Origin of the sequence: Kitasatospora sp. NPDC057965, assembly GCF_042887135.1 — a bacterium.
GTDB lineage: Bacteria > Actinomycetota > Actinomycetes > Streptomycetales > Streptomycetaceae > Kitasatospora.
Map to the genome: position 1 here is coordinate 155,787 of NZ_JBHVPZ010000016.1, position 12,703 is coordinate 168,489.

At 73.5% G+C, this 12,703-nt stretch carries 10 protein-coding genes; 3 read left to right on the forward strand and 7 right to left on the reverse strand.

What is annotated here, in order from left to right:
• Positions 1–301 precede the first annotated feature (301 nt).
• Complete coding sequence (locus ACFVVU_RS22000; RefSeq protein ID WP_380685911.1) at positions 302–1,441, forward strand: sensor histidine kinase; 1,140 nt, start codon at positions 302–304, stop codon at positions 1,439–1,441.
• Positions 1,442–1,536: 95 nt separating this feature from the next.
• On the opposite strand, the gene ACFVVU_RS22005 is transcribed toward ACFVVU_RS22000, so the two are convergent.
• Positions 1,537–2,640 carry a S1C family serine protease gene (locus ACFVVU_RS22005; RefSeq protein ID WP_380685909.1) on the reverse strand — a complete coding sequence of 368 codons (1,104 nt, stop codon included), beginning with the start codon at positions 2,638–2,640 and terminating at the stop codon, positions 1,537–1,539.
• A gap of 156 nt (positions 2,641–2,796) precedes the next feature.
• On the opposite strand from ACFVVU_RS22005, the gene galE reads away from it, so the two are divergent.
• On the forward strand, positions 2,797–3,780 hold the full coding sequence (galE, locus tag ACFVVU_RS22010) for a UDP-glucose 4-epimerase GalE (protein WP_380685903.1): 984 nt from the start codon (positions 2,797–2,799) through the stop codon (positions 3,778–3,780).
• 78 nt (positions 3,781–3,858) lie between these two features.
• On the opposite strand, the gene ACFVVU_RS22015 is transcribed toward galE, so the two are convergent.
• Positions 3,859–6,234, reverse strand: a complete 2,376-nt coding sequence (locus ACFVVU_RS22015; RefSeq protein WP_387791648.1) for a PQQ-binding-like beta-propeller repeat protein — start codon at positions 6,232–6,234, stop codon at positions 3,859–3,861.
• 458 nt (positions 6,235–6,692) lie between these two features.
• On the opposite strand from ACFVVU_RS22015, the gene ACFVVU_RS22020 reads away from it, so the two are divergent.
• Complete coding sequence (locus ACFVVU_RS22020) at positions 6,693–7,340, forward strand: TetR family transcriptional regulator (RefSeq protein WP_355358105.1); 648 nt, start codon at positions 6,693–6,695, stop codon at positions 7,338–7,340.
• A 187-nt stretch (positions 7,341–7,527) separates the two neighbouring features.
• Here the strand turns inward: ACFVVU_RS22020 and ACFVVU_RS22025 are convergent, their stop codons facing one another.
• The 5 genes from ACFVVU_RS22025 to ACFVVU_RS22045 form a co-directional block, all read right to left on the reverse strand.
• Complete coding sequence (locus ACFVVU_RS22025) at positions 7,528–8,472, reverse strand: beta-ketoacyl-ACP synthase III (RefSeq protein ID WP_380690181.1); 945 nt, start codon at positions 8,470–8,472, stop codon at positions 7,528–7,530.
• 182 nt (positions 8,473–8,654) lie between these two features.
• Positions 8,655–9,839, reverse strand: coding sequence for a L,D-transpeptidase family protein (locus ACFVVU_RS22030; RefSeq protein WP_387791651.1), 1,185 nt, complete (start codon positions 9,837–9,839; stop codon positions 8,655–8,657).
• A 136-nt stretch (positions 9,840–9,975) separates the two neighbouring features.
• Positions 9,976–11,139, reverse strand: coding sequence for an aminofutalosine synthase MqnE (gene mqnE, locus ACFVVU_RS22035; protein WP_355358096.1), 1,164 nt, complete (start codon positions 11,137–11,139; stop codon positions 9,976–9,978).
• A gap of 91 nt (positions 11,140–11,230) precedes the next feature.
• Positions 11,231–12,193, reverse strand: a complete 963-nt coding sequence (locus ACFVVU_RS22040; RefSeq protein WP_380683036.1) for a threonine/serine dehydratase — start codon at positions 12,191–12,193, stop codon at positions 11,231–11,233.
• Between the two features lie 20 nt (positions 12,194–12,213).
• On the reverse strand, positions 12,214–12,675 hold the full coding sequence (locus tag ACFVVU_RS22045) for an Lrp/AsnC family transcriptional regulator (RefSeq protein ID WP_380683035.1): 462 nt from the start codon (positions 12,673–12,675) through the stop codon (positions 12,214–12,216).
• Between the last annotated feature and the right edge of the window lie 28 nt (positions 12,676–12,703).

The following is a 12,703-nucleotide window of genomic DNA, read 5'->3' on the forward strand; positions in this document are numbered from 1 at the left end:
CCATCGCCAGTGCGTGAGTCTAAGTGCACGGCACGGGTACCCCGCACCCTGCCCGATCCGCAAGACACCCGATGGACAACCGGTGGACACCCCGTGCGCCCACCGCCGGGGTGGGGATAACCCCCGTCCCGGGAGACGTATCACCCCCATGGCACCACCTACCCCCGACCGGCCAAGCTAGGGGCACAGCTCGACCGGAAAAGGACGGTAGACCGAGATGAAGCGAATGGACGGCACGGCCGAGGTCTTCGGCCACGAGCCGCCGGCCGGCACCGAGCGCACCCCGCTGTACGGCGCGCGGATGTGGCGGCAGGTCGGGCGGCTGCTGCTGAACCTGCCGCTGGGGATCGGCGGCTTCGTCTTCACGATCGTGACGCTGTCGGTCGGCCTGGCCCTGTCGGTCACCGTGATCGGCCTGCCGCTGCTCGCCGCCGGACTGGCCGGCTGCCGCTCGATGAGCGGCTTCGCCCGCCGCCGGGCCCGGGCGCTGTACGGCTCCGAGGTGCACGAACCGGAGCCGGTGCCGCGCCGCCGGCCGGGCATCACCGGCTACGCCATCGCCCACCTCACCGACGGCCTCTCCTGGCGCTCGGCCCTCTACAACGTGCTGATGCTGCCCTGGGGCGTGCTGAGCTTCGCGCTGACCCTGGTCTTCGTCCTGGTCGGCTGGCCGGCCCTGCCGTGGGCGATCCGCGCCCAGTCGGCGGTGGACCGGATGCTGGTGGAGACCCTGCTCTACCCCGGCGCCCTCTCCGAGCGGGTCCGCGAGCTGGAGGACGACCGCGGCACCGTGGTCGACACCGCCGCCGCCGACCTGCGCCGGATCGAGCGCGACCTGCACGACGGCGCCCAGGCCCGCCTGGTGGCGCTGGCGATGGACCTCGGCATGGCCAAGGAGCGGCTGCGGGAGACCGAGACGCCGGACGACGTGGCGGCCGCCGCGAAGATGGTGGACAACGCCCACGGCGAGGTGAAGCTGGCCCTGCAAGAGCTGCGCGACCTGGCCCGGGGCATCCACCCGGCGGTGCTCACCGACCGCGGTCTGGACGCGGCGCTCTCCTCGGTGGCGGCGCGCTGCACGGTGCCGGGGGGCGTCCGGGTGAACGTCGACCTGAAGGCCCGGGACGGCGGCACCGAGCGGCCGGACTCGGCGGTGGAGGGCATCGCCTACTTCACGGTCAGCGAGCTGCTGACCAACATCTCCAAGCACTCCGGCGCCCGCTCCGCCACGGTGGACGTCTGGCGGGCCGACGACCAGCTGATGGTGCTGGTCCAGGACGACGGCAAGGGCGGCGCGGCCCCCTACCCCGGCAGCGGCCTGGCCGGACTGGCCGAGCGGATCCGCGCGGTGGACGGCGTGTTCCTGGTGGAGAGCCCGGACGGCGGACCGACCACGGTGACCGTCGAACTCCCCTGGCGGACCCGCACCGTCCGCCGCTGACCGGAGCGACAGCCCTCGGCCCGGACGGCGGACGGCCGCGCGGAACCCTTGCGCGGTCGTGCGGGCCGCCGCCGTCCGGGGGCTGTCGGGACGCCCTAGGGCGTCGGCAGGGTGCCGAGGGTGACCTCGGCGGTCTTGCTCTGGCCGTCCCGGGTGTAGGTGACGGTCACCTTGGTGTCCGGCGCCAGCGAGGCCAGTGCGGTGGTGAGCGAGGTCAGCGAGTCCACCGCGGTGTCGCCGATCCTGGTGATCACGTCGCCGACCTGGAGGCCCGCGGAGTCGGCCGGGCCGTTCGGCGCGACGGCGACCACCACGGCGCCGGCCGGGCGGAAGTTCTGGTCGAAGAAGGTCCGGGCGGTGATGCCGAGGGCGGCCCGCCCGGAGTTGGTGACCTTGCCCTCCTTGATCAGCTGGTCGGCGATGCTGGTCACGGTGGACGCCGGGATGGCGAAGCCGATGCCCGGGGCGGCGGCCCCGTTGGACTCCGGCTCGGTGGCGGCGAGCGTGTTGATGCCGATCACCTGGCTGTCCAGGTTGACCAGCGCGCCGCCGCTGTTGCCGGGGTTGATCGCGGCCGAGGTCTGCACCATGTTGCCGATGACGGCGCCCGGAGAGCCCGCGCTGGACGGCTCGGAGACGGTGCGGCCGGTGGCCGAGACGATGCCCTGGGTGACGCTGCTGGAGAGTCCGAGCGGGCTGCCCATGGCGAGGGTGATCTGGCCCAGCTCGACCTTGGTGGAGTCCCCGAAGGAGGCCGGCTTGAGACCGCCCGGCGGGCTGCTCAGCTTGATCACCGCGAGGTCGGAGTCCGGGTAGCTGGCGACCAGCGTGGCGTCCAGCGGCTTGGTGCTGCCGGCCAGGGTGACGGCGAAGGTGGTGGCGGTGCCGACCACGTGGGCGTTGGTGACGATGTCGCCCTTGTCGTCGTAGACGATCCCGGAGCCGAGGCCGCTCCCGGTGGTGATCTGCACCACCGAGGGCAGCACGTCCTTGATCACCCGCTGGTAGTCGGTCTGGAGCTGGTTGGCGCCGCCCGGCTGGGCGCTGCCGGTGGCCCCGGCGGTGACACTCGGGGAGCCGCTCTCCGGCGGGGAGGAGGCGTCCGAGGACGTGCCGCTGCTGCACCCCGCCAGCGCCAGCGCGAGCGCGGTCAGCGCCGCGAAGGCCCCGGGCCCGGCCGGACGGGGTCCGGCGGGAATCGGACGGGTGGGCTCCTTCTTGCGGTTCACCGTGACGGCCTCCGGACTCCTCGGCGCGACAGAGATCTTTGTCAGCATTTCAGCGAAATGTCCGAATCTCCGGCTCCGACGCGCCCACAGCACCGTCGCGAAATCCTCACGCCCTAGGATTCGGCCATGACTTGGTTGATCACCGGCGGCGCCGGATACATCGGCGGGCACGTCGTGCAGCAGCTCCTCGACGCGGGCGAGCGTGTGGCCGTCCTGGACGACCTCAGCACCGGCGACCGGACCCGGCTGCCCGAGGGGGTCGCCCTGGTCGAGGGGTCGACCCTGGACCGGACCGCCCTGGACGCGGCCATCCGCGAGCACCAGGTGGAGGGCATCCTCCACTTCGCCGCCAAAAAGCAGGTCGGCGAGTCGGTCGAGCAGCCCTTCCTGTACTACCGCGAGAACATGATCGGCCTGCAGACCGTCCTGGAGGCCGCGGCCGAGGGCGGCGTCAAGCGCTTCCTGTTCTCCTCCTCCGCCGCCGTCTACGGCATGCCGGACGTCGACCTGGTGACCGAGTCGACCCCCTGCGCGCCGATGAGCCCGTACGGCGAGACCAAGCTCGCCGGCGAGTGGCTGGTGGCCGCGGCCGGCAAGGCGTACGGGATGTCCACCGTCGCGCTGCGCTACTTCAACGTGGCCGGCGCCGCCTCGCCGGAGCTCTCCGACGCCGGTGTGTTCAACCTGATCCCGATGGTCTTCGAGCGCCTCACCGCCGGTCAGGCCCCCCGGGTCTTCGGCGCCGACTACCCCACCCCGGACGGCACCTGCGTCCGTGACTTCATCCACGTCTCCGACATCGCCTCGGCCCACGTGGCGGCGGCGAAGCGGCTGGCGGCCGACCCGGCCGGGGAGACCGCGCTGGTCCTCAACATCGGACGCGGCGAGGGCGTCAGCGTCCGCGAGATGCTGGACGTGATCGGCAAGGTCACCGGGTACGACACCACCCCCGAGATCACCCCGCGTCGCGCCGGCGACCCGGCCCGGGTGGTCGCCTCGGCCGAGCTGATCCGGCGCGAGCTGGGCTGGACCGCCGGGCACGGGGTCGAGTCCATGGTCGCCTCGGCCTGGGAAGGCTGGTGCAGCCGCCACCCGGAGGCCCGGAAGTAGCGCAGCCACGGCGGGGGCCCGAGGGCTCCCGCCGTCCCGCGCCCCGGGACCGTACGCCCCGGGCAGCGCGCCCCCGCGTCAGTGCGAGGGCACCGCCGTGCCGTAGAAGGCGTCCAGCGCGTAGACGCAGCGGTCCTTGCTGCCGACGAAGACCCTGCCCCCGATCGCCACCGGCGAGCCGGTCAGCTCCCCCTTGGTGCCCAGCTCCCAGCGCAGCTGGCCGCTGGCCAGGTCCACGGTGTGCAGCGAGTGGTCCCGGCTGCCGAGGTGGACCAGCCCGTCCGCGACCGCCGGCGAGCCGACGATCTCGCCGCGCGCGGTGTACCGCCAGCGCTCCCGGCCGCTGCCCGCCTCGAAGGCGTAGAGCACCTCGCCGCTGCCGACCAGCACCATGCCCTCCCCGACCACCACCGGCTCGGCGCCCTGCCGGGTGCCGGTGACCGCGCGCCAGCGGTCCCGGCCGGTGACCGCGTCCAGCGCGTACACGGTGCCCAGGTAGTCGGCGACGTAGACCGCGTCGGCGTCCAGCGCCGGCGGGGTGAACAGCACCACCGGGGCCTCGAACCGCCAGCGCTCGGCGCCGCTCGCCGCGTCCAGCGCGTACACCCTGGTGCCGGCCGTCACGTACAGCACGCCGGAGCGCTCGACCGGGCGGGAAGGCACGTCCTCGCCGACCGGGACCGACCAGCGCAGGCCCGAACCGCGCGGATCCACGCAGCGCAGCCGCCCGCCCCCGTAGTAGTACGCCGAGCCGCCCACCAGGGCCGGGCCGGACTGCGGGTTCTCGAAGTCCTGCTGGGCGTCGTCGGCGCGCCACAGCTCGGCGCCGGTGGCCGCCGAGCGCAGCTGGACGCCCCCGCCCCGTACGCCGCAGCAGAGCACGCCCTCGGCCGCGTCCAGCGAGTACACCCAGCCGTCCAGCGAGTGCCGCCAGCGCTCGGTGCCGTCCGTGACGTCGACCGTGTACAGGTGCGGGCCGTCGGCCGCGTGCACCCGCCCGGCGTCCACGGCGAGCGCCCAGGCGACGTCCCGGGTCTTGTAGCGGCGCTGGCCGGACGCGATGTCCAGGGCGTGCACCTCGAAGCTGGAGACGAACAGGGTGCCGTCGGCCACCACGGGGGTGCCCCAGACCTCGTTGGACATCCGGAACCGCCAGGGGCGCCAGCGGGCGGCGCGGGCCGGGGGCGGGGTGATCCGGCGGACCCAGTCGGTCTCGGCGGGCGGCGCGCCGGGGCCGGCCTGCTCGGCGCGCGGCCCCGGCCCTATCCGGACCGAGGCGCCGGGCAGCCGCACCTCGTCGCCCTCCGCGGCGGCCGGCCGGCGGTGCCGGCTGGGGGCGGCCAGCTTCTCGGTGGCGGCCTCGGTGTCCGGCCCGGGCGGCCCGCTGCGCACCGGCCCGGCGGGCGGCCCCGCGTGCGGCCCGGCGTGCCCGGCGACCGCCCGGGTGCGGGGGTCCTCCTGGCCCGGGTGCGACGCCGGGGGCTGCGCCGGCAGCGACGGCGGCGCGGCCGGGTGCGGCGGCTGGTGCGGGGCCTGCTGCGGCGCGACGGCCGGCGGCGGTGTGCGGCGGCCCCGCTTGTGCTCGATCAGGGCGAGCGCGTCGGGCGGCAGCCAGTCCCCGGCCTCGCCGGAGGCGTCGTCCCGGGAGAACAGGTGCGGGGCCAGCTCGGCCTGGATCTGCTCCGGGGTCGGCCGGTGCTCGGGGGCCGGGCGCATGCAGGCGCGCACCAGGTCCACCAGCTCCACCGGCAGGCCGGAGAGGTCGGGCTGGTCGCGCAGCAGCTGGAAGACCGTCTCCACCGGGTTGGCGCCCCGGTACGGCGGGTGGCCGGTGGCACAGAAGACCAGCAGCGAGCCGAGCGAGAAGACATCGCTGGCGCCGGTGACGCCCCGGCTGTCCCGGGCCTGCTCCGGCGACATGTACGCCGGGGTGCCGACCGCGACGTTGGTCATGGTGAGCCGGGTGCTGGAGACCCCGGCGGCGATGCCGAAGTCGATCACCCGGGGACCGTCCTCGACGACCAGCACGTTGGACGGCTTGAGGTCGCGGTGGACCAGCCCGGCGGCGTGGATGGACTGCAGGGCCTCGGCGATGCCGGCCACCAGCCAGCGCACCGCCCCGACCGGCAGCGGCCCGCAGTCGGTGACCAGGTCCTCCAGGGACGGCGCCGGGACGTACGCGGTGGCCAGCCAGGGCACCCGGGCGTCCGCGTCGGCGTCGACCACGGCCGCCGTGTAGAAGCCGCCCACCGTCTTGGCGGCCGCGATCTCCCGGGCGAAGCGGACCCGGAACAGCTCGTCCTCGGCCAGCTCCCCCCGGACGGTCTTGATCGCCACCCGCCGGCCGGACGCCGACCGCGCCAGGTAGACCAGGCCCATGCCGCCCGCCCCGAGCCGCCCCAGCACCTCGAAGGGCCCGATCCGCCTCGGATCGTGCGCCGTCAGCTGGTCCACCCGCTGCCACCTCCCCGTCTTGTAGCACCGCCCGCGTGGTGCCGAGCACCCGCCGCGTGGTGCCGGTCCCGATTCTCCAATGCCGCCCGGCCCATCTCCAACCTCCCCCGCCCAGAGCGCCGTCCGGCCACCGGGAGGCCCCACCGCCCGGTCAGCGACTTCGAAACGGCCGGATCCTGACGTCCGCTCCGGCATCGGCTTGCACCCGACACGCCCGGGAGTGTGGCGAGGGGCAGGTCACATCGCCGATCTGATCGTCACTCTGCGTTACTCGATAACCCCTCAGCGAAGGGTTCGTCACCCTGTGGCGTCGCCGGTGCACGGGGGGGCGTCAAGGAGGGCCACGGAGGGCGATGAATATCCGTCCGAAGGGCTCCGAGCGGCTATACCAACCCCCGTGCGGAGTAATTGTCACATCACCGAATCGCGCCAAGATCGGGCCACGGTAAGCTGACGGCATGACAGGACAAGTTCGCACCGTCGACGGTCGCGTCGCCGGGCGACGCGGACAGGAGACGCGGCAGAAGCTGCTCGACTGCCTCCGCGAGATGCTCAGCACGTCGCCCTATCGGGACGTCAAGGTCATCGACGTCGCCCGTATGGCGGGTACCTCCCCCGCGACCTTCTACCAGTACTTCCCGGATGTCGAGGGCGCCGTCCTCGAAATCGCCGAGGAAATGGCCAAGGACGCCGACACGCTCAAAGAGCTGGTGGCCGGAAAGTCCTGGGCAGGGAAGTCCGGCACGGCCACTTCGGAAGAACTGGTCGACGGATTCCTCGCCTTCTGGCGCAAGAACGACGCCATTCTCCGAGTGGTCACGCTCGGTGCCGCCGAAGGGGACAAGCGGTTCTTCAAGATCCGCATGACCGTCCTCAACGCGGTCGCCAAGCCGCTCACGGAGGCCGTCAAGGAACTCCAGGCGAAGGGGCAGTCCGACAAGTCGTTGGACCCGGCCGCCGTCGCCGGATCGCTGGTCTCGCTGCTCGCCTCGGCGGCCGAGCACCAGAAGGCCTTCACCTCGTGGGGCGTCAAGGTCAAGGACCTCAAGCCCAACCTCGCTCCCCTGGTGTACCTGGGCGTCACCGGCAAGAAGGCGCCCAAGTAGACCGATCCGTCTCGACCCCACCTTCCGCTTCGCGCGCGCCCCGGCCTCCTGTCCGGGGTACGACGGACGGCGGCCGTGTCCTCGGGGGAGGTCCGCCGGCGGTCCGCAGCGCGCCACGACACGCCTGTGGGCGGTCACCCGTCCAGGGTGACCGCCCACAGGCGTGTCAGCGGCTGCCGGAGCGGCCTCAGGGGCAGCGGACGACCTGCCCCGCGTAGGCGAGGCCGCCGCCGAAGCCGAACAGCAGCACCGGGTCGCCGGGCGACAGCTCGCCGCGCTCGACCAGCTTGGAGAAGGCCAGCGGGACGGAGGCCGCCGAGGTGTTGCCGGACTCCACCACGTCCCGGGCCACCACGGCGTCGGTGACCCCGAGCCGGTTGGCGATGGCGTCGATGATCCGCAGGTTGGCCTGGTGCGGCACGAAGCCCTTCAGCTCGGAGGGGTCGATCCCGGCCCGCTCGCAGGCCTGCCGGGCCAGCGGGGCGATCTGGGTGGTCGCCCAGCGGAACACCGACTGGCCCTGCTGGCTGATCACCGGGTCCCAGCCGGTGATCACCACGGCGTCGCCCTTCTCCGGCTCCGAGCCCCAGACCACCGGGCCGATCCCCGGCTCGGCGCCCTCCTCCTGGGCCTCGACCAGCGCCGCGCCGGCGCCGTCGCCGAAGATCACGCAGGTGGAGCGGTCGGTCCAGTCGAGGGTGTCCGACATCCGCTCCGCGCCGATCACCAGGGCCGTCCGGGCCGCCCCGGCGCGGATCGCGTGGTCGGCGGTGGCCAGCGCGTAGGAGAAGCCCGAGCAGACCGTGTTGATGTCGTAGGCGGCCGGCGCGCGCACCCCCAGCCGGGCGGCGACGGCGGCGGCCGTGTTGGGGCTGCGCTCCACCGCGGTGCAGGTGGCGACCACGACCAGGTCGACCTCGGACGCCGACCGGCCGCTGTTGGCCAGCGCCTTCTGCGCCGCCTCGGTGGCGAGGTCGACGACGGTCTCGCCCTCCGCGATGTGCCGCGTCCGGATGCCCACCCGGCTGCGGATCCACTCGTCGTCGGTGTCGACCAGCTTGGCCAGGTCGTCGTTGGTGAGGACCTTGGGGGGCTGGTAGTGGCCGAGTGCCACGATGCGCGAACCGCTCATACTGCCCACTCAACCCGGTTACCCACTGGTCAGCGGGGCGCGACCGGCTACAGGATCCGCGCCGGGAAAGTGTAGGAGGCCGACAAGGACCGTTGCGGCAGACGGGCGGCGGGCCCCGCGCACGCGCGGCGCGGGGCGGCGGATTCGGCCGGGAACCGCCGGGAACGGCCGGAAACCGCCGCTCAGACCGCCAGCGCGGCGGCGTCGCCCATCACGATCACCGGCCGGGCGGCCGGGTCGAGGGTGCGGATCAGCTGCGTCATCTTCTCCTCCGGTATGGAGACGCAGCCGTGCGTCGGACCGCCGTGGTCGACGTGGATCCAGATCCCGCCGCCCTTGGTCGAGCCGCTCGGGCGGCGCGGGTCGAGCGGGGAGTTGCCGGGCACCCGGTTGTAGTTGATCGCGACGACGTAGTCGAAGGAGCCGGCCAGCTGCTCGCCGGCGAAGCCCGTGCCGGAGACCACGAAGTTCGGGTCCTTGTCGTAGGGCAGCCTGCTGCCCGGGTCGGCCTTGCGGCCGCCGGCGTCGGTGAGCGAGAAGACGCCGATCGGGCTGCGCAGGTCGCCCTCGTTGTGGTCGGTGGTCCAGCCCTTGAAGGCGTTGTGGCCCTGCCAGTTCTCGCCGCCCAGCCAGCGGCCCTCGGCGGTGCGGCTCCACAGCGTCACGGAGGTCCGGTTGGTGTCCACGCCCTCGCCGGTGGCCACCACCACCTGGTTGGTCTCGGCGGGTATCCGGGCGACGAAGGAGGCGCCGAGGCCTGGGATCACCTCGACCGAACCGTCGTCGCGGGCCTCGCTGCGGCCCGCGGCGGGCGTCTCGGCCTGCCGGGCGTCGGCGGCCGCGGCGGCCGGGGCGGCCGGCGAGGCCTGGTCGGCCGGGCGGTCCGGGGTGCCGACGCCCTCGGGGCCGGAGCCGTCGGCGGCGGTGACACCGGGCCGGTCGGTGTCCTGGCCGACGGTGTACCAGCCGGCGGCGGCCGCCAGCAGCAGGGCGGTACCGGCGACGGCGGCGCGGCCGGTGCGCTTCTTCCTGGCCTTGCGCCGGTGGTTGCGGGCGGCCGCGCGGCCACCGGCCGGAGCGGCGGCCCGCTGCCGCGGCGGGGCGGGCGGCGCCGGCGGCTCGGCGGGCTGGGCCTGGAACGGCCGGTCGTACACGTCGTGCTCGGCCAGGCTCCGGTAGCCGTCCCCGGCCTCCGGGTCCTCGTACAGCGGGCCGTCGTAGTCCTGCCCGCCGTCGTGCTCCTGCCGGCCGCCGTACGGCTGCTGCGGCGCCCCGTAGGACTGCGGCGGCACCCCGTACGGCTGCTGCGGCGCCTCGTACACCGGCTCGTACGACGGGTACGGAGAGGTGCGATGGGAACCGGACATGTGGCCGATCCTGCCAAACGGAGGCCGGGTTGCGAAAGCCGGGGGCCCGTGCGGGCCGCGTGAAGAAGCCGTCGCCCGGGCCGCGGGGGCCCGGGCGACGGCCCGTCGTCGGCGGCCGCGCGTCGGCCGCCGCAGGTCAGAGGCGCATCGCCTGCGGGGTCTCGCGGCGCGTCAGGTCGGGGCCGTCGTACTCGCGGATGATCTCGTAGCGGGTGTTGCGCTCCACCGGGCGGAAGCCGGCGTCCCGGATCAGGCCGAGCAGGTCCTCGCGGTTCAGCTTGTTCGGGGTGCCGAAGTTGTCCGCGTCATGGGTGATCTTGTACTCGACCACCGAGCCGTCCATGTCGTCCGCGCCGTGGCTGAGCGCCAGCTGGGCGGTGGTGACGCCGTGCATCACCCAGAAGACCTTGACGTGCGGCACGTTGTCGAACAGCAGCCGGGAGACCGCGAAGGTCTTCAGCGCCTCGGCGCCGGTGGCCATCTCGGTGCGCGCCATCAGCTTGTTGCGCACCACGCCGTCCTTGGAGTCGTGGAAGTCGTGCTGGTAGCGCAGCGGGATGAAGACCTGGAAGCCGCCGGTCTCGTCCTGCAGCTCACGCAGCCGCAGCACGTGGTCCACCCGGTGCCGGGGCTCCTCGATGTGGCCGTACAGCATGGTGGCCGGCGTCTTGAGGCCCTTGCTGTGGGCGAGCCGGTGGATCCGCGACCAGTCCTCCCAGTGGGTGTCGTGGTCGACGATGTGCTGGCGGACCTCCCAGTCGAAGATCTCCGCGCCGCCGCCGGTCAGCGACTCCAGGCCGGCGTCGATCAGCTCGTCGAGGATCTCGTCGGCGGGCAGGCCGCTGATCCGCTCGAACCAGTGGATCTCGGTGGCGGTGAAGGCCTTGAGCGAGACGGTCGGCAGCGCGGCCTTCAGCTCCCGCAGCGAGCGCGGGTAGTAGCGCCACGGCAGGGTGGGGTGCAGACCGTTGACGATGTGCAGCTCGGTGAGGGAGTCGACCTCCATCGCCTTGGCGAGGCGCACGGCCTCCTCGATGCGCATCGTGTAGGCGTCCTTCTCGCCCGGCTTGCGCTGGAACGAGCAGTACGCGCAGGACGCGTTGCACACGTTGGTCATGTTGAGGTGGCGGTTGACGTTGAAGTGGACGACGTCGCCGTTCTTCCGCGTCCGCACGTGGTGGGCGAGACCACCCAGCCAGGCCAGGTCGTCGCTCTCGTAGAGCGCGATCCCGTCCTCCCGGGTCAGCCGCTCACCCGCGTAGACCTTCGCCTCCAGCTCGCGCTTGAGCCCTGCGTCCATGCGGTGCCCCGCCTCCTCCGACTTCGAATCGTTGCCGGAACGAGCGTACGCCCCCACTCGGTGCGGTTCGAGGGCAGCCGCCCCGCACGGGTCAGCCCGCCAGCAGCTCCGCCAGCAGCGACGGCTCGATGTTGCCCCCGCTCACCACCGCCGCCACCGCCCGCCCGCCGATCTCGGCGGCCCGGTGGAAGTAGGCCGCCGGGGCCACCGCGCCGGACGGCTCGGCGACGATCCGCCCGCGCCGGGCCAGCAGGGCCACCGTGGCGCGGATCTCGTCCTCGGTGACGGTGACGACGTCGTCCACGTAGGCGGTGAGGTGCTCGAACGGCAGCACGCCCACCGAGGGGGTGCGCAGACCGTCGGCGATCGTCCGGTAGGTGTCGGCGACCGGCCAGGTGATCCGCTCGCCCGCCCGCAGGCTCGCCTGCGCGTCGGCGGCCAGCTCGGGCTCGACGCCGACCACCCGGACGTCCGGGCGGGTCAGCTTGAGCGCCGCCGCCGTACCGCCGATCAGCCCGCCGCCGCTGACCGGGACGAGCACGGTGTCCAGCTCCGCCGGGGCGTCCTCGGAGATCTCCAGGCCCACCGTGCCCTGACCCGCGATGATGAACGGGTCGTCGTACGGCGGCACCCAGACGTAGCCGTGCCGCTCGGCCAGCTCGCCGGGCACGGTGTCCCGCTCCTGCGGCGGGACCAGCAGCACCTCGGCGCCGAACGACCGGGTGGCCTCGACCTTGACCGCCGGCGAGGTGTCCGGCATCACGATCACGGCCTTGACGCCGAGCAGCGACGCGGCGTACGCCACCGCCTGCGCGTGGTTGCCGCTGGACTGGGCGACCACGCCGCGGGCGCGCTCCTCGCCGCTCAGCGCGGCGAGCCGGTTGTACGCCCCGCGGGTCTTGAACGCGCCGGTCGGCTGGAGGTTCTCCGGCTTGAGCCAGAGCCGGCGCCCGCCGTCCGCCGCCCAGGGGGCGGGGACCAGCGGGGTGCGCACCGCGACGCCCGCGATCCGTTCCCGGGCCGCGCGCAGTTCCTCCAGACCGACCAGTGCCATGACCGTCACTTCCCCGCGTGCTACTCGGCCTCGGTGAGCGGCAGCTCGCTGACCCGGTTCTCCCACTTGGTGGAGAGCACGACGGTGGTCCGGGTGCGGGCCACGCCCTTGGTGCCCGAGATCCGCTTCACCACCGACTCCAGGCCCTCGACGTCCGGCACCCGGACCTTGAGCATGTACGAGTCGTCACCGGCGATGAACCAGCAGTCCTCGACCTCGCCGAGGTCCTTCAGCCGGAACGCGACGTCCTCGTGGTCCGCCGCGTCGGTCAGCTGGAGACCGATCAGGGCCGTGACCCCGAAACCGAGCGAGGCCGGGTTGACCGTCGCGCGGTAGCCGGTGATGACGCCGGCCTGCTCCAGGCGGTTGATGCGGTCCGTGACGCTCGGGCCGGAGAGGCCGACCAGTCGGCCCAACTCGGCGTAGGAGGCGCGGCCGTTCTCCCGGAGCGCCTGGATGAGCTGTCTGTCCACCGTGTCCATATACCGTCCGCGTCCTTCCGAACCTCGC

Coding starts and splice junctions, on each gene's coding strand:
- ACFVVU_RS22000 (WP_380685911.1), top strand. CDS start 302: ATGTGGCGGCAGGTCGGGCGGCTGCTGCTGAACCTGCCGCTGGGGATC.
- ACFVVU_RS22020 (WP_355358105.1), top strand. CDS start 6,693: ATGACAGGACAAGTTCGCACCGTCGACGGTCGCGTCGCCGGGCGACGC.
- ACFVVU_RS22045 (WP_380683035.1), bottom strand. CDS start 12,675: ATGGACACGGTGGACAGACAGCTCATCCAGGCGCTCCGGGAGAACGGC.
- galE (WP_380685903.1), top strand. CDS start 2,797: ATGACTTGGTTGATCACCGGCGGCGCCGGATACATCGGCGGGCACGTC.
- ACFVVU_RS22025 (WP_380690181.1), bottom strand. CDS start 8,472: ATGAGCGGTTCGCGCATCGTGGCACTCGGCCACTACCAGCCCCCCAAG.
- ACFVVU_RS22030 (WP_387791651.1), bottom strand. CDS start 9,839: ATGTCCGGTTCCCATCGCACCTCTCCGTACCCGTCGTACGAGCCGGTG.
- ACFVVU_RS22040 (WP_380683036.1), bottom strand. CDS start 12,193: ATGGCACTGGTCGGTCTGGAGGAACTGCGCGCGGCCCGGGAACGGATC.
- mqnE (WP_355358096.1), bottom strand. CDS start 11,139: ATGGACGCAGGGCTCAAGCGCGAGCTGGAGGCGAAGGTCTACGCGGGT.